The sequence below is a fragment of the Brevibacterium sp. S22 genome (assembly GCF_004745485.1).
GTDB lineage: Bacteria > Actinomycetota > Actinomycetes > Actinomycetales > Brevibacteriaceae > Brevibacterium.
Window position 1 is genome coordinate 22,218 of sequence record NZ_RHFG01000007.1, and the last position, 19,413, is coordinate 41,630.

Below are 19,413 nucleotides of genomic sequence, written 5' to 3' on the forward strand. Positions count from 1 at the left end.
TATTTAGCGCGGAATCACCGATCTGTTGACATGCTTCGATGCATGCAAGTAGATTTCATGTATGCAACAACCACGAGAGAAGGACGCATGACCACCACAACGACACGGACGCAGGAGCCTGGCCTCGAACGACACGGCGCCGGCCTCGGCCGATCCGTCGACTTCGATGAGCTGCCGGCAGACTTCGACGAACTCGCGTGGCGGCTCGGCGTCCGCACGATCACCGTGCAGCAGGAGGAGATCCTTGCCGACGGTGGAGAGGACCTGTCGACTCCGCTGAAGCAGGCGGCCGCGATCGCTGTTCTCGCCAACCCCTGGGCGGGCACAGGCACGCAGGCCGACCTCGCGCCCGCCGCCGAACAGGTGGCGCCCGTGCTCGCGAAGGTGCTCACGGACCGTCTGCTCGACGCACTCGGCCCGGCCTCGTCGATCGAGGCCTTCGGCAAGGGTGCCGTGGTCGGCACGAATGGAGAGCTCGAACATGCCGGAGCTCTCATCCACACCCCATACTTCGGCAATATCATGCGGGAGATGCTCGAAGGCACCTCGGTGCTCTGCTTCGCCGACGGACGGTCGGCCGCCTCGGCGACGATCCGGGTCCCGATGTGGCACAAGACCCACGCCACCTCACGTGACCATTACCAGACCATCGACCTGCGACTGGCCGACTCCCCGAAGGCGGACGAGCTCTGTGTCATCGCGGCGGCCTCGACCGGGCCGAGGCCCTTCGCCCGCATCGGCGACCGCCGCACCGACGGCACCGTGACCACCGACATCCTGAAAGGACTGACGAAATGAAGATTCGCAAGATCACGACAGTGACCGAGGAGATCCTCGCCGAGGGCGGACGGAAGACCGACCCCGTCGTCACCGTGGCGGCCGTGGCCGCGGTCATCGACAACCCCTGGGCAGGACAGGGCTTCGTCGAGGACCTGGCCGAAGGCATCGACGCGACGGCCAGCGAACTCGGCGCCGTCCTCGCCCCCCGGGTCATGGACGCCCTGGGCGGATCGCTCGAGGCCTACGGCAAGGCCGCGATCGTCGGCCTCGACGGGGAGATCGAGCACGGCTCGGCGCTCATCCACACCCTCAAATTCGGCAACCACTTCCGTGACGCAGCCCAGGCGTCGACCCTGCTGCCCGCCGTGGAGAAGCGCGGAGAGGCCGGAGCGGTGTTCGACATTCCGCTCAAGCACTTCACCGACGCCACCATCCGCTCCCATCATCAGACCTTCGAGTGGAGAGTCGCCGACGCTCCGCACGCCGGTGAGATCCTCATCGCGCTCGCCGGATCCACCGGCGGACGCCCGCAGCAGCGGCTCGCCTCGCTGTCGACGGAACAATAGGAAGCGAGTCCAACGATGCCGACCGACGATGACGTCCCCGTCGTGCTCCTCCACGGAGTCGGTCTCGACCACACCGTGTGGTCACGGGTCGAATCACGCTTGGGCAGGACCACCTCGGCGATCGATCTGCCCGGTCACGGGCGGCAGCCCCGGCTGAGCGAACCCACGGACCTGGCCGAGATGGCCGCGGACGTGCTCGAGCGGATGCCGGCCGGGCCCGTCCACCTCGTCGGGTTCTCACTCGGTTCGCTCATCGCCCAGCAGATCGCGATCGAGTCGCCCGAGCGTGTACGAAGCCTCGCCTGCGTGAGCTCCGTGTGCGCTCGCACCGACGACGATTCCGCCGCGGTGCGGGGACGTCTCGAGGGAGCTGGCGCGGATTTCCCCGGGAGCATGGAACGGGCGCTCGAGCGCTGGTTCCCCGCCGAGGCGGCCGCTGAGGCCGGCGCTGCGTCGTCCGGCGGTGTCGGGAACAGTATCGCCAAGGCGGTCGACAGTTCCGGGGGCGGAGTCGCCGAGGTTCTGCGCGAGGAGATTCGGCCGGTGCTGTTCGCCAATGATCCCGTCTCCTATCGGCACGCCTACGCGGTCTTCGCCACCGGAGATCGAGAGCTCGCGCCCCGCCTCGGCGAGATCACCGCGCCGACCCTGGCGATCACGGGCGAACTCGACCCGGGATCGACCCCGGAGATGAGCCGGCGTCTGGCTGAGCGGATCCCCGATACGCGGGTCGTCGTCGTCCCGGGAGCCCGCCACATGCTTCCCGTCACCCACGCCGAGGTGCTTGCGGGCCACCTCGGTGCGCTGATCGACAGCACCGCGACCGGTGCCGGCACAGCATCCCGATCCACCACCGCGCCCTGATCCACCACACAGAAGGGAGTCGACGATGACTACGCGACTCGACCATTTCATCGCCGGGGAACACCACGTCCCGGCCGGTGGGGAGTACCTCGAGAGTACGAACCCCGCCACGCTCGAGACCCTCTACACCTTCGCCCGCGGCACCGACGCCGATATCGCCCGCGCCGTCGAGGCCGCCCAGAAGACCTTCGAATCCACGGCCTGGCAGCGGACGACGCCGACTCAGCGCGGACATCTGCTGCGCCGCTTCGGTGACCTCATCGGGCAGAACGCCGACGAGCTCGCCCACTTCGAAAGCCAGGACAACGGCAAGCTGCTGCGCGAGATGAAGGGACAGCTGCAGGGGCTGCCCGAGTACCTCTACTACTACGCGGGGCTGTCCGACAAGGTTCAGGGCTCGCAGATCCCGACGAACTCGCCCGAGGTCATCAACTTCACCCAGCGCGAGGCCCTCGGCGTCGTCGGCCTCATCACGCCGTGGAACTCGCCGATGACGCTGACGATCTCGAAGCTCGCCCCGGCGTTGGCGGCCGGCAACACCACGGTCATCAAGCCGAGCGAATACACCTCGCGGACGGTCCTTCGCCTGGCCGAACTCGCCTATGAGGCGGGCTTCCCCGCCGGCGCGGTCAACGTCGTCACCGGTCTCGGCGCCGAGGCGGGACAGGCCCTCGTCGACGCACCGCAGCTGGCGAAGATCTCCTTCACCGGATCGACGCGCACGGGTTCGGCCATCGCCCAGTCCGCGGCCGGTCGCTTCATCGGCTCAACCCTCGAACTCGGCGGAAAATCCCCGAACATCGTCTTCGACGACGCCGATGTGTCCAACGCGGCGATGGGCGTCATCGCCGGGATCTTCGCCGCCGCCGGGCAGACCTGCATCGCGGGCTCCCGGGTCTTCGTCCAGCGTGGGGTCTACGACGAACTGCTCGAGAAGGTGACCAACAGGGCCGCCTCGATCGTCATCGGCGATCCGATGGCCGAGGACACCGAACTCGGACCGCTCGCCTTCGAGTCTCAGCGGGACAAGGTCGAGGAGTACGTCCGCCTCGGCGAGGGTGAGGGCGGACGGATCGCCCACGGCGGGAAGCGTCCCGACGTCGGCCTGCCGGGGTACTTCTTCGAACCGACGGTGCTTACGGAGACGACGAACGAGATGCGGATCTGCCAGGAGGAGATCTTCGGACCGGTCGCCGCGATCATGCCCTTCAACACCGAGGAGGAGGTGCTCGGGCTGGCCAACGACACCGAATACGGGCTGGCCGCCGGCGTGTGGACGCAGAATCTGGCCCGCGGGATGCGGATGTCCCAACGCCTCGATGCGGGCACTGTGTGGATCAACATGTATCGGGCGATGTCGCCGATGTCCCCGCGTCAGGGGTTCAAGAACTCCGGTGTGGGCATCGAGCACGGGCTCGAGTCGATGCACGAGTACACGCGGCTCAAAAGCGTGTGGATCAACACCGATGAGGGCCCGGTCGCCGATCCCTTCGTGCTGGGGAGGTGAACCGATGCCGCTCATCGACATCTCGATCGCGCGGGGACGGACCCCCGAACAGCTGCGCGCGCTCATCGCCGGAGTCCACGAGGCGGCCGCGTCGACGACCGGCGCCGCGGACGAGAACATCACCGTGATCGTCCGCGAGGTCGAGAAGGACCTCTGGTCACGGACGAACACGACGATCGCCGAACGCGAAGAAGCGAACTAGAACGCAGTGGAGGCACGGATGCCTCCGCACTCATCAACAAACACTGCAACAAACGACACTGCAACAAACACTGTAAGGAGCCATCATGCGGTTTTCACTCTTCCTGCACATGGAACGCTGGGACGATTCGATCAGTCCCGAAGATCACTGGAAGAACCTCGTCGAACTCGTCAAGATCGCCGAGGCCGGCGGATTCGGCACCGTCTGGATCGGCGAGCACCACTCAATGGAGTACGTCTCCTCGCCGAGCCCGATGCCGCAGCTGGCCTACTTGGCCGCGCAGACCTCGACGATCCGGCTGGGATCGGGCACGATCATCGCCCCGTTCTGGCACCCGATCCGTGCCGCCGGCGAGGTGGCGCTGCTCGACGTGCTCAGCGGCGGTCGCGCCGAGGTGGGCATCGCCCGCGGTGCCTACCAGTACGAGTTCAACCGGTTGGCCGACGGGATGCCTGCCGCTGACGGTGGGGAGTACCTGCGCGAACTCGTTCCGGCGATGCAGAAGCTGCTCCAGGGCGACTACGCCCATGAGGGCAAGCACTGGCAGTTCCCGGTCTCGACGGCTGTGCCGAAGCCGGTGCAGACGCCGACTCCGCCGATCTGGCTGGCCGCGCGCAGCCCCGAGACCCACGACTTCGCCGTCGCCAACGGCTGCAACGTCCAGGTCACGCCGCTGATGAAAGACGACCGCGAGGTCGAGGACCTGATGAACAAGTTCAACACGGCGCTCGCCGCTCACCCTGAGGTGGAGAAGCGCCCGGAGATCATGGTGCTGCGCCACACCTATGTGCACTCGCCGGAGGAGCCGGAGGGCTGGAAGGTCGGCGCCGCCGGGGTCAACAAGTACTACCGCACGTTCTCGTCGTGGGCGTTCGGGAAGAAGGACCCGGTCGACGGCTTCCTCGATCCGACGCCGGAGGAGAACTTCGCCGACCGTCCCGAGTTCGAACTCGAGTCGCTGCACAAGTCGGCGATGATCGGCACCCCCGCCGAGGTGACCGAACGAATCCGCCACTACGAGGACCTCGGCTACGACGAGTACAGCTTCTGGTCGGACAATGCGCTGAGCCATGATGAGAAGAAGGCCTCGCTGCAGCTCTTCATCGACGAGGTGGTCCCGAACTTCCGGTGAGGGGTGCAGTGGCCTCCTCGGTGGGGTTCGCCCGCTGAGGCGGGGCGGACCGCTGCGGTGGGGTGCCCACTGAGGCGGGCGGTCCACTGAGGTGGTCGGTCCATTGAGATTGGACGGTGAATCGCCGGCAGCAGCACGAAACGAGGCCAGGAACCTGAAGAGGTTCCTGGCCCCGTTGTCGTGCGCGAGTTCGTCAGGAGTCGCGGTCGAGAGACAGCGTCGTCTGCGTCGGGGGGACGAGGAGTTCCTGTGTCGACGCGAATACGTGTGCCCGCATCGTCGTCTCCGCTCCGAACGGATCCTTGTCCTGGATCATCGTGAGGATCTGGCGGTGTTCTCGGCTCGAGTCGACGGCTCGTCCCGGGTGCTTGAGCGTCTTGCGCACGAGCCTGAAGTAGGCGAGCTGATTCATCAGGCGGTCGTACTGCTCGACGAGTTTGGTGTTGTCGGCACCGTCGACGAGGGTCTGGTGGAAGTCCTGGACCTGGGAGGCATAGGTGTCAGTATCGCCGGCCTTCGAGGAGACCTCGGAGGCGGCGACGATGTCCTCGAGCTGATCGAGTTCGGGGCACGGTCCGCGGCGAGCCATGAGCGCCGCGGCCAAACCTTCGAGCACCTCTTTGAGCTGGAAGAGCTCGACGATCTCACGCCGGTTGGGCTCCCGGATGAAGGTGCCGACCTTGGGGCGGATCTCGATGAGTCCTTCGAGCTGGAGCTGTTTGAGGACCTCTCGGATCGGCGTGCGGCTGACATCGAACTCCTGGGCGAGGGAGACTTCGGAGAGTGGATTCCCGGGTTCCAGCTCGCCGCTCGTGATCTTCGCGCGGAGGCGTTCGAGGAGCGTGGGCGGCGGGGAGTCGGGAGTGGTCTGCATAGCCCGATCGTATGTTGCATGCATCGAAAGGGTCAAGATGGGTATTGCTCGATTGGTGAATGGCGACTGTTGGAAGGGACTATCCTCAAAATCAGTGGTTCTTATGCAATTGAGTCGGATCCCGCCAGTCATTTCTGCCATGCAACGAGTCTTGCTCAGGTGCCGAGTGGTCGGCACGTGCCGTGGTCACGGTTGGGTCGTCTCTTTCTCGCGATCTGTCTTCATAGCCGAATGGTTAAATGGAGGGTATGCAGACATTCGGCGACGGTTCATTTCCTTATGGGCTGGGGCGAATGGTCCCAACTGATGTCGATGGCCTAGCCGACGGGGTCGTCAAGCAATTGGAGCTGGCTGTGACTGTTGGGCTTCTCAGCGACGGCGAAAGACTTCCCACAGAGGTCAAGCTCGCCGAGCTCCTGGGCGTATCCACGGTGACCCTCAGGCAGGGGCTGTCCAAGCTTCGTGATCGTGGACTTGTTGAAACACGGCGGGGCCGTGGGGGCGGCAGCTACATCTGCGATTCTCAGAATCAGGGTGCTGACCGTGCTCTAGAGCGCCTTCGGTCGGCAAGCGTCGACGATTTGCGTGACCTTGGTGATGCATGCGCGGCAGCAGCCGGGATGTCGGCCAGGCTCGCGGCCAAACGTGGACTCGAGTCCGAGTTCGAGCGTCTCCATGCTCGGGCAGATGCTTTCGTGACGGCAGAATCATTAAGTGCGCGCAGGCGCGCAGACAGCCGTTTCCATATTGAGATCGCAGTGATCGGTCAGTCGGTTCGCTTGGCAACCACCATAGTTCCTTTGCTCGGCGAGCTGGCATCTTTGAGGTGGGACCTCGATAATGGCGGCTCAAACGAGAAATCTATTGCCGACCACGCCAAGATCGTGCAGGCGATCACCGAGCGGGATGCTGATTCCGCTCAGATGTACGCGCAGGATCATTTCGTCCGAGAGGCTCGAGTGCTCATCGATGCGCACCTAAGAGTGTCTGCTCACTGACGAGTTGAGAGAAGGGCCAACAACGTCATGGAACACAATCACATCGAGCCGGATGTCATCGCCACCGCGGTGGGTGCACGCTTGCGTTCTGCATTTGGAGGCCTTTCTCTTGTCCGAGATCGGACCGAACGGCACCTCGACAGCATTTCCCGGGACAGACCGCCTCAGCGTGAAGACCTGAGCAGTGTGGGCGATCTGTTGCAGTCGGTACTGAATGATCATGCTGGCGTTATCGACGGAATTGGGATCGCCTCAGTAAACGGATATCTGCAGGACAGTCAGTTCTGGATTGAATGGTGGCGATTCAAGAACAGTCGTGAGCTTGAGTTTGTCGCCCACAGCCTGAATCCGTCCCGCGATCACTTCTATGACTATGCCGACCGTGATTGGTTCACGCGCCCGCTGAGTTCAGGCGGAATGTCTGTTACAGGGCCATATGTGGACTTCGGAGGAACCAATACGTCTACAGTGACTCTCGCGTTGCCGATCGTTGTCGGCGGAGCATATGTTGCAGTTGCTGGAGCAGATATCCACGCATCCCACTTCGAAGATTACCTATTGTCATCCGCGACACTTGCCGATGTCGACGGGGCGTTGTCCGGCTCTGCTCTGCTCATCAACTCCGATAACAGGGTGATCGCATCGAACTCTGCCGACCACTTGCCCGGGGACCTCGTCAGCACGAACGAATTCGCGTCGTGGGACTCCACTGCGATCAATGTCGGCCCGACGGCCGACGCCGGTTGGCACCTATTTGTCCGCAACACCGGCATAGCTTAAGCGCCGATCAGCCGAGCATCTTCGTGATCCGAGTACTCTGCTCGGGTTTTAAACATTAAAATTAAAGGTTATTGCTTCAAGGCTTTGAATCTGGTTACATACTTCCAAGACCGTCAGAGCTGACGGCACCGCGCGCCTATGCGCTCGGCATCAGAATTGGAGAGCAATGACGACCCAGTCACACAGATTTTCAGTCCGCCGGTCGGCTGAAGTCCTGAATCCCCCACTTCCTCCTCTGCGTCATTTCATCGATGGCTCATTCGTTGACAGCGACGGTGACGAGCGCATTGAACTCGAGAATCCCGCAGTGGGCGATGCCATCGCCTCTGTGCCGGCGGGAACGACCTCGGATGTTGACCGTGCCGTGATCGCTGCTCGCGCCGCTCTGCCGGAATGGGCCGAAACGACGCCGCGGGAACGTTCCGAGTGCGTGCACGCAATTGCTGATGTCATCGCGGCCAATGCCGAGGAACTCAGCCGGTTGGAAGCGTTGAACACAGGCAAGCCTGACGCGGTTGCTACCGATGATATCGCCAGCGCAATCGACACATTCCGATTCGCTGCGGGGGCCGGTAGGACGCTCACTTCGCTGGCGGCCGGCGACTACGCAGAGGGACATACATCGATGATCCTTCGCGAACCGGTGGGCGTCGTTGGTGTCGTCACCCCTTGGAACTATCCTCTGCTCATGGCTGCGTGGAAGATCGCCCCGATCCTCGTCGCAGGCAACACGTTGGTTCTCAAACCGTCAGAGCAGACTCCGCTGACCACTCTGCGGCTGGCTGAGCTCATCGCTGAGGTGATCCCGGCCGGGGTTTTGAACATCGTCACTGGGTATGGACCGGTCGTGGGCCAGCGGTTGTCCGAGCATCCGGATGTTGACCTCGTGGCTCTGACTGGCAGTGTTGGAAGCGGACGCGCTGTGGCGGCCACTGCATCTGCTTCGCTCAAGCGCGTCCACCTTGAGCTCGGCGGCAAAGCGCCTGTCGTCGTATTCGCGGATGCAGATCTGGCGGCTGTTGCCGCTGGAGTTCGCAATGCCGGGTTCTGGAACGCCGGACAGGAATGCGGAGCGGCATGCCGAATACTTGTCGATGAGTCTGTCGCCGAGGAACTCACAGCGATCCTGACTCGCGAGATCTCCGGGATCACTGTCGGGGCTCCGGGTGCTGGAGACGAAGTCGAGGTCGGATCGATGATCTCTCGGGATCACTACGAACGTGTGATCGCTGCACTCGAACGGGCGCGCGAACAGGGAGCCCGGTTCGCCGTCGGTGGCTCAGCGATTGACGGCCCGGGGTACTACATCGAACCGACTCTCGTCGTCGACGCACCACGTGGTTCTGATATCACCCAGAAGGAGGTGTTCGGTCCCGTTGTCTCCGTTGAAACATTCAGCACGGAAGAGGAAGCGTACTCCCGAGCCAATGAGACTCCGTATGGTCTGGCCGCTTCAGTGTGGACGAAGGACGCTGCGCGGTCGGTGACTGCACCCAAGCGCCTCGCCTTCGGTACGGTCTGGGTGAACTCGCACCTTGCGTTGGCCTGCGAAGTGCCCTGGGGTGGCTTCAAAGGCTCCGGTTACGGGCGAGATCTCTCGCTCTATGCCATCGATGACTTCTCTCGCACGAAGCACGTCATGCACAACTACGGCGGTTGAGTCGCCAGCCGATTGCTCGTTTTTTCATCTCGCCGGATAGCTCCGCCGAGGCAAAACCAATAGATTCACTCACGAATACAAGGAAGTATCGTCATGACCATTGACACCGCCCACACCCTGCCGACTGTCGACTGCGACACCCATAAGCCGTGGTCAAATTGGGGAGGGAACCAGACAGCAACACCGGCGTTCACTGTGCGCCCGACCACTGACGACGAAGTTGTTGACATCGTCAGATTCGCGATCCGCGAGGGCCTGCAGATTCGCGTCGTGGGAGCTGGCCATTCCTTCACCCCGCTCGTTCAGACCGGTGGAATCCTTGTCGACCTCTCCGGACTCAGCGGCGTCACGGGAGTGAACGCTGAAGCGAAGCGCGCCCGGGTACGAGGCGGCACTCCTATCAGCGAGATCGGCGGTGACCTTTGGGACCTCGGGTTCGCATTGTCGAATCAGGGCGACATCGATAAGCAATCGATCTCGGGCGCAATCTCGACCGGTACGCACGGATCGGGAATCGATCTCGGCAGCTTCTCGGCCAGCCTGCGATGGGTGCGCCTCGTCAACGGCCACGGTGAAATCGTCGAAATCGGTGAGGACCAGATCGACGAGCTGCGTGCTGCGCAGGTTGCACTGGGCACCCTCGGCATCTTCCTGGAGGTTGAATTGCAGGTCGTCGACCGCTATTACCTGCAGGAGCGGATCACCTACCCAACCTGGTCGCAGACTGTTTCAACTTGGGACGAGGATATTGACGGCAATCGCCACTATTCTTTCCTCTGGTGTCAGCAGGACGCCTCAGCGGCACTGTACGAACTGCCGACTCCCGAAGGCGAATCGATGGTCAACCGCAGCTACACCAAGCGCTACAATGCCGTCGATGTCGACGATACTGATGCCGATCACACGGAAGGCTCCCGGCGCGACCGTTCCTACCGAATCTATCCCGGCGGATTCATGATCCCGTTTCATGAGCTTGAATATTACGTACCCAGGGAACATGGGCGTGCTGCTGTCGAGGCGGTGCAAGATCTCATTCGGGACGTCCACCCAGATCAGGAATACCCGATCGAGGTTCGCTGGGTGAAAGGAGACGAGGGACTCCTGTCTCCCTTCTACCATCGGGACACCACGGTCGTCTCCGTCTCCGGTGCACCGGGAACGAATTACTGGCCCTACCTGCGGGATGTTGACGCGGTGCTCAGTCAATTCGACGCCCGCGCGCATTGGGGCAAGATCCATTTCATGACGCGAGAACGCATCGCGCGCATCTATCCCGAATTTGAGAAATTCGTCGACATCCGCCGACGCTTCGACCCCAACGGTATCTTCCTCAACGACCACACCCGGGCACTGCTCGCCTGATCTGCTGCTCGCATGCAGCGGATCCTGAAGTCTGAGGAGACGACATGGAAGTCGTTGGTCAAATAGTTATCTATATCATGATGGCGTTCGTGCTCATCGGAGCAGGAGCGTACATCTCGAAGCCAGCCTCCGGGTTGGGAAAGGAATTCAAAGAGGGCATTCTCGCAATCGGTCACATCTTCCTCCCTGTCGGAGGAGTGATGGTGATGGTTCCGGTGCTTGTCCAGATAATCAACCACACCGCCGCTCCACTGTATGCCTGGATGCATGCGGATCCTGCGTTGGCAGCCGGCACTTTCATCGCCGGTGACATGGGCGGCTACCAGCTTGCCTTCGAACTCGCAGACTCCCACAGTGCATGGATCATGGCTTTCGTTGCGAGCTTCACAGCGGGATCGACGATCGTCTTCTCCATCCCTGTCGGGTTGGCACTCATCGACGTTCGCGATCATAAGTATTTGGCACTTGGTGTCATGTCGGGCCTGCTGGCGATCCCGTTCGCAGTCTTCGCTGCATGCCTCATCTTGTCATCAACAGGTGTTCTGGTCCGGGAGGACATCAACACATCCGGGCAGGGTACGGCTCCTTTCGATCTTCCCTTAGGAGAAATTCTGCTCAACCTTCTGCCGCTGGCTGTGATCATGCTGCTCCTGGCGTTAGCTCTGCGATTCTTCACGGGAGCGACAATCAAGGCATTCTTGATCTTCGGGCGTGGACTCGAGATGGTGCTCACTGCGGCGTTGGCGGTTGCCATTGTCGAATACTTCACTGGGATCTTCTCGACGGTGTTTGGGTCATGGCCGTTGGACCCGTTCATCGCCGACGCCGACGACCAGTTCAGGGCTCTCGAGATCGCTGGTTACATCGGAGTCATGCTCTCGGGAGCGTTCCCGATGGTGTGGGCTATCCGACACGGTTTGGAAAAACCCCTCGAGGCTCTGGGGCATCGAATTGGGATGTCCAAGGAAGGAATGAGCGGGTTCCTTGCGGCAGCTGCGAACATTCTGGCGCTGTTCCGGATCGTGAGCAAGATGCCGCCCAAGGAAAAAGTGCTCACGATTGCGTTCGCCGTCTGTTCGGCGTTCCTTGTCGGCGACCATCTTGCGTTCACGGCGAACTTCCAGCCCAGCATGATTGTGGCGATATTGGGAGGAAAGCTGACAGGTGGGATTCTTGCCGTGTTCATTGCCCTGTGGTTGGCGGTTCCTCAGGCGAGGCGGCTCGAGGCGATCGATCGTGAGACCGATGTCATCGGAGCGGAGGAATACCTATCTCACGAAGCCGCTGCAGGTCGCGATCCACGACCTGGTGATGAGGAGCCGCGGGAACCCCTCGCGCGGTAGTTCGGATCCATCATCGCCTTCGGAGGCGGAGCTCGGCATAACACGCGCAGGCTCTGCCTCCGAACGCCTTTCTCGATTCGATCCACCCACAGGAGTCATGCATGACATGGGCGCGGACGCGAGCGTGGCCTGGTCATTCCACGGCGTTTCACGCGACGAAACCGCCGTGGATCGCCCAGACAACGCGCGGTGCAGTTGCGTAGAGGCGGCTCACCAGCAGCGTTTGAACGAAGATAGTGGTCGCAATCGGATACTTCGGAGTCATTGAAAGTATCCGATTGCGACCACTTCTCGGCAGCCGGGCGGCGGGCCCGCGCCTCGAAGGGAACGGGTCGAGCGGCGGCTTCGAGTTCTCGACGTTCCACTCTCGTCTCGCAGCCATGAGAGAGGCACGAGCGGAACGTGAGTCTGAGGTGCCTGAGATTGGGACGACGGCCTGAGGCTGCGACGAGGTAGCAGGGGTGACGCCACCTCAGGCGGGTACGAAACCTCAGGCAGTGTTGAAGCCTCGGGCCGTGACGAAACCTCAGGCTGTGATGAGGCCGTGCGGGTCGAGCACGAACTTCTTCGCGACACCCGAATCGAAGTCCGCGTAGCCCTGCGGGGCATCCTCGAGGCGGATCGGGGTGGCGTTGACGTTCTTCGCGATGGAGACTTTGTCATGCAGAATCGCCTGCATCAGCCCGCGGTTGTACTTCATCACCGGGCACTGGCCGGTGACGAAGACATGCGACTTCGCGAAGCCGAGGCCGAAGCGCATCGACAGCGATCCTTCCTTGGCCGCCTCGTCGGGTGCACCCGGATCGCCGGTGACGTAGAGGCCGGGAATGCCCAGGCTGCCGCCGGCCCGCGTGATGTCCATGAGCGAGTTGAGCACCGTTGCCGGTGCCTCGTGGCTCGCGTCCTTGCCGTGTCCGCGGGCCTCGAAGCCGACGGCGTCGATTCCGCAGTCGACCTCAGGCTCGCCGAGGATCTGCTCGATCTGATCCTTCGGGTCGCCCTTCGACACATCGACCGTCTCGCAGCCGAAGGCACGAGCCTGCGCCAGGCGGTCCTCGTTGAGGTCACCGACGATGACGCAGGCAGCACCGAGGAGATGCGCCGAGGTGGCCGCGGCGATTCCGACCGGACCCGCACCGGCGACGTAGACCGTCGAGCCCACACCGACACCCGCGCTGACGGCACCGTGGAAGCCGGTCGGGAAGATGTCGGAGAGCATCGTGAGGTCGAGGATCTTCTCCATCGCCTGGTCCTTGTCCGGGAATTTCAGTACGTTCCAGTCGGCGTAGGGCACGAGCACGTACTCGGCCTGGCCGCCGACCCAGCCTCCCATGTCGACGTAGCCGTAGGCCGAACCCGGACGGTCGGGGTTGACGTTGAGGCAGATCCCGGTCTTGCGCTCGATGCAGTTGCGGCAGCGGCCGCAGGAGATGTTGAACGGCACCGAGACGAGGTCGCCGACCTTGACGAATTCGACGTCACGGCCGACCTCGACGACCTCGCCGGTGATCTCGTGGCCGAGCACGAGGCCTTCGGGTGCTGTCGTCCGCCCCCGGACCATGTGCTGGTCGGAGCCGCAGATGTTCGTGGCGACGGTCTTGAGGATCACACCGTGGTCGACCTTGCGGCCGACATTGGCGGGGTTGACGCCGGGCCCGTCCTTGAGGACGAAGTCCGGGTACTCGGTGTCGACGACTTCGACTTTTCCGGGACCTGCGTAGCTGATTGCCTTATTGCTCATCGTTGAGCCTCCATATGCGCGAAGATGCGGGATTTCAGAGAGGCAGGCGGGTCGGGCGACTCACCTGAAATATCAGTCTGTTATCAGACGTAGCTGCAGTCTCGCCGTCGTCGACGAACTCTGTCAACCCCACCGAGGACTCCTCCCGGCTCGGCCCGGACCCTTCCCTGTCGCTTAGGAATCTTCGCGGAGACGTGTCGAGAGGATGTACTGCGAGGTCGTGCGCAGATGCTGAAGGGAATCCCTGATCAGCGGGGATCTGCGGCTGCCTGCCCGCATGGCGGCGATGATCTTCCGGCTCAGTCGACCGGATCCTGTCAGGCGAACGCGCCTGACGTTGTCTTCGCCGGCGAGACTCGCGAGTCGCGGCAGCAGGCTGACTCCGATGCCCGCCCCGACGAGGGCTGCCGAGGTCTCCCACTCGGCTGACTCGTGCGCCACCGATGGTGTCACCCCCGCCGCCGTGAAGGCAGCGATGAAGAGCGAGTGATAGGGCGATCCCGGGCCCGCCGTGATCCACTCCTCTCCCGCGAGTTCGCTCAGTGTCACCGACTCCCGGCCGGCAACTGGGTGGTCGGAGGGCACCATGACGTCGAGCGGGTCATCGAGGAGGTCGACACTTTCGAAGCGCGTGTCCTCTTCAACCTGCACATGACCCTGCATGGACACGATGACGGCCAGATCGATGCGTTCGGCGACGAGGAGTTCGAAACAGCGGGTCGGGCTCGCTTCGACCACGTGGACGCTGACCTCCGAGTGGCTCTTGCGCAGGTTCGCCGCGAGCGGAGCGAGGAGGTTCGACGAGGCGGTCGAGAAGCCGCCGATGCCGAAATGCTTCGGGGCCTGATCCCCGGCGCTGAGTGCACCGGCGCGAATGTCTTCCCACATCGCCGTGAGGGCATCGGAGCGACGCACCAGATAGCGGCCGGTCGACGTCAGGCGAAGGCTGCGTCCGTCTTTGACGAGCAGGGTCATTCCCAGCGACTGCTGCAGATCCCGCAGCTGTCCGGACACAGCCGAAGGGGAGTACCCGGTGAGCTCGGCAGTGGCCGCGATGGTGCCGCATTCGGCGAAGGTGCGCAGCGTAGTCAGACGCGGATCGATCATGACGTCAATTATGCAGTGATACCGCACGATACGAAACAAAAACTCGCGCTTTTCCTGCAGGATGAAGCTCGCTAATGTGTCATCCGTGATCGAGCTCACCGAGCCCGAACGCAGTGGTTGTGGCGACCTCCGGAGCACCAGCACAGCAGCACCATGAGGCCGCGAATGGCAGACATCAAGGGAGATGACAGTTGACCGTTACCAATCTGGCACCGACGAAGAAGGGCTTCCCTGCCGGTTTCACCGAGGAGAAGCTCGATGAACTCCGAGTCCGACTCGACACCCGTCGAGACGGCTTCTCGCTCGAGGCACCCTTCTACACGGATGACGACGTATTCAACCTCGACATGCAGGCCATCTTCGGACGGCACTGGGTCTTCGCCTGCAGCGTCGCGGAGATCCCCGAGCCGGGCGACTACGTCACGCTCGACTACGGTCCGTACTCGATCATCGTGCTGCGCAACGACGACGATGGTGTCAACGTCATCCACAACGTCTGCCGCCACCGCGGTGCCCGCGTGCTCACTGAGCTGAAGGGCACGACGGGCAACCTCGTCTGCGGGTACCACTCGTGGACCTACTCTCCCGAAGGCGACCTCATCCACGCCTCGGCGCCGGGGGAGATGACCTTCGACAAGTCCTGCTACTCGCTCAAGCGCGCGCACGGCAAGATCGCCGCCGGCCTCGTCTTCATCTGCCTGGCCGACGAACCGCCGACGGACTTCCACGAGACGGCGAAGATCTTCGAACCCTACGTCGCCCCGCACGAGATCGCGAAGACGAAAGTCGCCTACCAACAGAACATCGTCGAGGACGGCAACTGGAAGCTCGTGATGGAGAACAATCGCGAGTGCTACCACTGCGACGGCCACCCCGAACTCGCCTGTTCGCTGTTCCCGACCTGGGGACTGACCGACGAGACCATCCCGCCTCACCTCGAGGACGTGTGGGACCGCAACCAGCAGGCCCAGGCCTCCCTGGAATACCGCTGCCGTCGCTACGGTCTGCCGTACGAGGTCTTCGAAGAGCTCGACACCCGCGTCGGCGGCATCCGCATCTCCCGTGAGTCCCTCGACGGCCAGGGAGAGTCCTTCTCCGCCGACGGGCGCCGCCTGTCGAAGAAGCTGCTGGGCGACCTGCCCGACTTCCGTCTCGGCCGCTGCTCGATGCACCTGCAGCCGAACTCGTGGTTCCACCTGCTCAGCGACCACGTCATCACCTTCGCAGCGTTCCCGATCAGTGCGGACAAGACGCTCGTGCGCACCACCTGGCTGGTCGCCGACGATGCTGTCGAAGGCGTCGACTACGACCTCGAGACGCTCACTCATACATGGAAGCAGACGAACCTGCAGGACAAGGCCTTCGTCGAACTCTGCCAGCAGGGCGCGTCCAGCCCGTTCTACGAGCAGGGTCCGTACATGAAGAGCGAATACCAGGTCGAGGCCTTCATCAACTGGTACGTGCAGCGGATGCGGGAGCACGTGGGATGAGATCCTCCGCAGTGCCCTCACTGCCCTTGGCTCAGCGCGTCCGGGGTCTGGAGATGCCGTGGAATCGAGTGCTCTCGAGTGCTGCGGGTCCTGCCGGAGCCGCGACCGCGCTGGGCCCGTGGCATCCGCAGGAGTTCACGGCCGAGTGTGTGGAGACCATCCCCGAGGCGGGAGGAATGATGGTCTTCGTGTTCCGTCGCATGGACGGTGCACCGCTGGCTTTTCGCTCGGGGCAGTACATCAACATCGACTTCCCCGTCGACGGTCCGAACGCCGAGCCGGCCTCGCGCAGCTACTCGATCTCGAGCGCCCCGACCGAGCCGTGGACGTTCTCGATCACGATCAAACGCGACCCCAAGGGGAAGGTCTCACCCTGGGCGCATGAGAACATCCGTCCCGGCACGACCCTGGAGATGCTCGGCCCCGTCGGAGCCTTCCACCTGGCCGACTACGACCGCCGCGCGCGGTTCCTTCTGCTTGCGGCGGGAGCCGGGATCACCCCGCTGATGTCGATGGTCCGCACCGTGCACTCGCTGCCGGGCCAGGCCGATGTCGTCCTCCTCTATCACGGTGCGTCTCCGGACGCCTTCGCCTTCTCCGAGGAACTCGACTTCCTCGCGAAGGCGGACTTCCGGATCAAGATCATCTACTGCCTCGGCGATCGGGCGTGCGACGAGGAATGGGAGGGGAAGACGGGCCGGCTCTCGGCGGAGCTGCTCGATGAACTTGTCCCGGACGCGAACGGCCGTCAGGTCTTCGCCTGTGGGCCGGAAGGCTACCTCAACTCGGCGACCGAGCTGCTGCGCGGCGTCGGCGTCGACGACACCTCGGTGTTCATGGAGTTCTTCTCCGGCGACCGCGAGATCCGCGCGGAATACGCCGAAGAGGTCGCCATCGCCGGCGAGATCGCCGAGGAGATCGCGTCGTCGACCGAGGAGTACTTCGAGTCCCAGCCCGCGGCGCTGGACATGTACGAACCCGAGTACGATGCCGACGGTCCGATCGAGGCGACCGGTGTGCCGACCGAGGCCGTGGACGCCGAGGCGGTCGTGCCCGTCGAGGACGAGGTCGAGATCGAGGTCGTCGGTCTCGACGACGTCGATGACACCCTCACCGAGGCGGCTCCCGGGCCAGCGTCCGACGCTGGGTCCCGGGGTTCGGCCGCAACCGAGGCGTCCACCTCGGTGCCGGAGCCTTCAGAAGATGACGAAGTCGCTGTCGTCGATCCCGCGACTCTGCCTACGGTGGGGGAGGGCGAGCACACGATGTCCTTCGTGCGCTCGGGTCTCAACGTCCTCATCGGCGACGGCGAGAACGTGCTGCAGACCGCGAGGCAGGCGGGAGTGAAGATCCCCGCGAACTGCCAGGAGGGGATGTGCGGCTCCTGCAAGATCGTCAAGCTCGACGGCGAGGTCGAGATGAACCACCAGGGCGGGATCCGCGCCAGAGAGATCGAGGCAGGGAAATTCCTGCCCTGCTGCTCGACGGCGACGACAGACCTCGTCATCGACGCCTGAGTCATCAGGTGCGGCCACACGCCGGGCGGCGTCTGCCAGTCGGCGGGCGCAGGCACATCCGTTCCGTGAGTCGAAGGAGACCACATGACACAGCAGAAGGGCATCGGGGGCGTCGACCGACGTGACGCTGTCACCGCGCAGCTCGGTGGGAACCGGGACCGGCAGGGGAGCATCTCGGTCGATGAGGCGCCTCTGAACCGACTCGTCATCATCGTGGCGATCGCCGCGTTCGGCGGCATCTTCATCGACGGGTACATCCTCGGAGTCATCGGCGGGGCCGTCGGACCCGCGGCCGCCGAACTGGGGCTGTCGACGTTGGGACAAGGTCTCATTGCGTCGAGCGCGCTCATCGGGATCTTCGTCAGCGGTCTGTTCTTCGGTCGCATCGCCGACCGCTACGGTCGCAAGCGGGTCTTCTTCTGGAACCTCGTCGGATTCCTCGTTGTCTCCTTGGCTCAGCTCTTCGTCGTGGGCACCTGGGATCTCGTGGCCATGCGGCTGCTGCTCGGCCTGCTCATCGGTGTCGAATACGCCGTCGGCACCTCGCTGTTGGCCGAGTTCACGCCGCGCCGGCATCGCAGCGTCCTGCTGGGGTCAATCGCCGCGTTCTGGTTCATCGGCTTCATCGCGGCTTTCGTCGTCGCCCATGTCTGGGACGCCGACTCCTGGCGGATGCTGCTGTCCACCAGCGCGGTCCCGGCACTCGCGGTCCTCATCCTCAGGATGACCCTGCCCGAATCGCCGAGGTGGCTGCAGTCGCAGGGCCGCACCGAGGAAGCGCAGGCGATCATCTCCGCCCACTACGGACCGCAGTACTGCCTGCCGCCGGCCCCCGCCGAGGTGGTCAAGACCCGACTGCGGGACTTCTTCGCGGAGAACGACTGGCGCACCGTCGTCTATGCCGGGCTGTTCTGGTTCTGCCAGGTGGGGCCGCTGTTCGCGATCTTCACGTTCATCGTGCCCGTCCTCGACGAGCTCGGCCTCAACAACGGCTTCTCCACAGATCTGCTCATGAACGCGCTTCAGCTCCTCGGCGCCGGGGTGGGGCTGTGGCTCCTGTGGCTGCTGCCGCGTCGGACCTTCGTCAACTGGACCTTCGCGCTCATGGTCGTCCTGCTCGTCTTCCTCGGCGGGTGGTCCGATCTGCCTGCGCTGCTCACACTGCTCGTGTTCGGAGCCTTCGTCCTCATCATCACCGCGTCGAACAGCGTCCAGTACGTCTATCCCCCGGAGATGTTCGAGACCCGCTTCCGCAGCACCGGAGTCGGCTATGCCGCGGCGTTCAGCCGGGTCGGTGCCGCCGGCGCCACCTATCTCTTTCCGGTCACGCTCGACTACCTCGGTGTGTCGAGCACCCTGCTCATCGCGGCGATCTTCCCCCTGGTCGGGTTCATCGCTTCGATCTTCTGGGCACCGGAAACCAAATACTCCGCTCTGGACGTCTGAGCTCCGCCCGGACATCCACTGCGACTCAAAGCCTCCACCACTTT

The 19,413-nt window shown here is 63.4% G+C and carries 17 protein-coding genes; 14 read left to right on the forward strand and 3 right to left on the reverse strand.

The genetic code is table 11. The annotated features are described in order from the left end of the window. The first annotated feature begins 87 nt into the window (after positions 1-87). From EB835_RS08265 to EB835_RS08290, 6 genes are all read left to right on the forward strand, one after another. Complete coding sequence (locus EB835_RS08265) at positions 88-798, forward strand: amino acid synthesis family protein (RefSeq protein WP_135808992.1); 711 nt, start codon at positions 88-90, stop codon at positions 796-798. Then, a complete protein-coding gene (locus EB835_RS08270; RefSeq protein WP_135808993.1) occupies positions 795-1,346 on the forward strand; it encodes an amino acid synthesis family protein in 552 nt (183 codons plus the stop codon). The genes EB835_RS08265 and EB835_RS08270 overlap by 4 nt, the downstream gene beginning before the upstream one ends. 15 nt (positions 1,347-1,361) lie before the next feature. Further along, entirely contained in the window at positions 1,362-2,210 is an 849-nt protein-coding gene (locus EB835_RS08275) for an alpha/beta fold hydrolase (protein WP_168216669.1), read from the forward strand. Positions 2,211-2,235: 25 nt separating this feature from the next. Continuing rightward, positions 2,236-3,717 (forward strand): aldehyde dehydrogenase, encoded by a 1,482-nt coding sequence (locus EB835_RS08280; protein ID WP_135808994.1) that lies wholly within the window; start codon positions 2,236-2,238, stop codon positions 3,715-3,717. Between the two features lie 4 nt (positions 3,718-3,721). Further along, entirely contained in the window at positions 3,722-3,919 is a 198-nt protein-coding gene (locus tag EB835_RS08285; RefSeq protein ID WP_135808995.1) for a 2-hydroxymuconate tautomerase, read from the forward strand. A gap of 85 nt (positions 3,920-4,004) precedes the next feature. Then, positions 4,005-5,051: an LLM class flavin-dependent oxidoreductase gene (locus EB835_RS08290; RefSeq protein WP_135808996.1), complete on the forward strand. Its 1,047-nt coding sequence runs from the start codon at positions 4,005-4,007 to the stop codon at positions 5,049-5,051. A 193-nt stretch (positions 5,052-5,244) separates the two neighbouring features. On the opposite strand, the gene EB835_RS08295 is transcribed toward EB835_RS08290, so the two are convergent. Further along, on the reverse strand, positions 5,245-5,925 hold the full coding sequence (locus EB835_RS08295) for a GntR family transcriptional regulator (RefSeq protein WP_135808997.1): 681 nt from the start codon (positions 5,923-5,925) through the stop codon (positions 5,245-5,247). A gap of 248 nt (positions 5,926-6,173) precedes the next feature. Here EB835_RS08295 and EB835_RS08300 point away from each other — a divergent pair, with 248 nt between their 5' ends. The 5 genes from EB835_RS08300 to eutH all read left to right on the forward strand — a co-directional run bounded on the left by EB835_RS08300 (position 6,174) and on the right by eutH (position 12,068). Next, positions 6,174-6,923, forward strand: coding sequence for a FadR/GntR family transcriptional regulator (locus EB835_RS08300; protein WP_168216670.1), 750 nt, complete (start codon positions 6,174-6,176; stop codon positions 6,921-6,923). Between the two features lie 27 nt (positions 6,924-6,950). Beyond that, positions 6,951-7,703, forward strand: coding sequence for a cache domain-containing protein (locus tag EB835_RS08305; RefSeq protein ID WP_135808999.1), 753 nt, complete (start codon positions 6,951-6,953; stop codon positions 7,701-7,703). 166 nt (positions 7,704-7,869) lie between these two features. After that, the gene (locus EB835_RS08310) at positions 7,870-9,363 is read left to right on the forward strand and encodes an aminobutyraldehyde dehydrogenase (RefSeq protein WP_135809000.1); all 1,494 of its coding nucleotides are present in this window, start codon (positions 7,870-7,872) and stop codon (positions 9,361-9,363) included. 195 nt (positions 9,364-9,558) lie between these two features. Then, positions 9,559-10,725 carry a D-arabinono-1,4-lactone oxidase gene (locus EB835_RS08315; RefSeq protein ID WP_240688638.1) on the forward strand — a complete coding sequence of 389 codons (1,167 nt, stop codon included), beginning with the start codon at positions 9,559-9,561 and terminating at the stop codon, positions 10,723-10,725. Between the two features lie 44 nt (positions 10,726-10,769). After that, positions 10,770-12,068: an ethanolamine utilization protein EutH gene (gene eutH, locus EB835_RS08320; protein ID WP_135809002.1), complete on the forward strand. Its 1,299-nt coding sequence runs from the start codon at positions 10,770-10,772 to the stop codon at positions 12,066-12,068. A gap of 526 nt (positions 12,069-12,594) precedes the next feature. Here the strand turns inward: eutH and fdhA are convergent. After that, entirely contained in the window at positions 12,595-13,809 is a 1,215-nt protein-coding gene (gene fdhA, locus EB835_RS08325; RefSeq protein ID WP_135809003.1) for a formaldehyde dehydrogenase, glutathione-independent, read from the reverse strand. A 174-nt stretch (positions 13,810-13,983) separates the two neighbouring features. Beyond that, on the reverse strand, positions 13,984-14,916 hold the full coding sequence (locus EB835_RS08330; RefSeq protein WP_135809004.1) for a LysR family transcriptional regulator: 933 nt from the start codon (positions 14,914-14,916) through the stop codon (positions 13,984-13,986). Between the two features lie 191 nt (positions 14,917-15,107). Between EB835_RS08330 and EB835_RS08335 the strand changes: the two genes are divergently transcribed. The 3 genes from EB835_RS08335 to EB835_RS08345 all read left to right on the forward strand — a co-directional run bounded on the left by EB835_RS08335 (position 15,108) and on the right by EB835_RS08345 (position 19,369). After that, positions 15,108-16,406, forward strand: coding sequence for an aromatic ring-hydroxylating oxygenase subunit alpha (locus tag EB835_RS08335; RefSeq protein ID WP_135809005.1), 1,299 nt, complete (start codon positions 15,108-15,110; stop codon positions 16,404-16,406). Then, positions 16,403-17,923 carry an iron-sulfur cluster-binding domain-containing protein gene (locus EB835_RS08340; RefSeq protein WP_135809006.1) on the forward strand — a complete coding sequence of 507 codons (1,521 nt, stop codon included), beginning with the start codon at positions 16,403-16,405 and terminating at the stop codon, positions 17,921-17,923. The genes EB835_RS08335 and EB835_RS08340 overlap by 4 nt, the downstream gene beginning before the upstream one ends. Before the next feature lie 84 nt (positions 17,924-18,007). Beyond that, the gene (locus EB835_RS08345) at positions 18,008-19,369 is read left to right on the forward strand and encodes an MFS transporter (protein ID WP_135809007.1); all 1,362 of its coding nucleotides are present in this window, start codon (positions 18,008-18,010) and stop codon (positions 19,367-19,369) included. Positions 19,370-19,413 lie beyond the last annotated feature (44 nt).

Excerpts from the sequence above, each read along its gene's own strand:
- EB835_RS08295 (WP_135808997.1), bottom strand. The coding sequence starts at position 5,925 with ATGCAGACCACTCCCGACTCCCCGCCGCCCACGCTCCTCGAACGCCTC.
- EB835_RS08340 (WP_135809006.1), top strand. The coding sequence starts at position 16,403 with ATGAGATCCTCCGCAGTGCCCTCACTGCCCTTGGCTCAGCGCGTCCGG.
- EB835_RS08310 (WP_135809000.1), top strand. The coding sequence starts at position 7,870 with ATGACGACCCAGTCACACAGATTTTCAGTCCGCCGGTCGGCTGAAGTC.
- EB835_RS08275 (WP_168216669.1), top strand. The coding sequence starts at position 1,362 with ATGCCGACCGACGATGACGTCCCCGTCGTGCTCCTCCACGGAGTCGGT.
- EB835_RS08285 (WP_135808995.1), top strand. The coding sequence starts at position 3,722 with ATGCCGCTCATCGACATCTCGATCGCGCGGGGACGGACCCCCGAACAG.
- EB835_RS08265 (WP_135808992.1), top strand. The coding sequence starts at position 88 with ATGACCACCACAACGACACGGACGCAGGAGCCTGGCCTCGAACGACAC.
- EB835_RS08330 (WP_135809004.1), bottom strand. The coding sequence starts at position 14,916 with ATGATCGATCCGCGTCTGACTACGCTGCGCACCTTCGCCGAATGCGGC.
- eutH (WP_135809002.1), top strand. The coding sequence starts at position 10,770 with ATGGAAGTCGTTGGTCAAATAGTTATCTATATCATGATGGCGTTCGTG.
- EB835_RS08280 (WP_135808994.1), top strand. The coding sequence starts at position 2,236 with ATGACTACGCGACTCGACCATTTCATCGCCGGGGAACACCACGTCCCG.
- EB835_RS08345 (WP_135809007.1), top strand. The coding sequence starts at position 18,008 with ATGACACAGCAGAAGGGCATCGGGGGCGTCGACCGACGTGACGCTGTC.
- EB835_RS08305 (WP_135808999.1), top strand. The coding sequence starts at position 6,951 with ATGGAACACAATCACATCGAGCCGGATGTCATCGCCACCGCGGTGGGT.
- fdhA (WP_135809003.1), bottom strand. The coding sequence starts at position 13,809 with ATGAGCAATAAGGCAATCAGCTACGCAGGTCCCGGAAAAGTCGAAGTC.
- EB835_RS08300 (WP_168216670.1), top strand. The coding sequence starts at position 6,174 with ATGCAGACATTCGGCGACGGTTCATTTCCTTATGGGCTGGGGCGAATG.
- EB835_RS08290 (WP_135808996.1), top strand. The coding sequence starts at position 4,005 with ATGCGGTTTTCACTCTTCCTGCACATGGAACGCTGGGACGATTCGATC.
- EB835_RS08270 (WP_135808993.1), top strand. The coding sequence starts at position 795 with ATGAAGATTCGCAAGATCACGACAGTGACCGAGGAGATCCTCGCCGAG.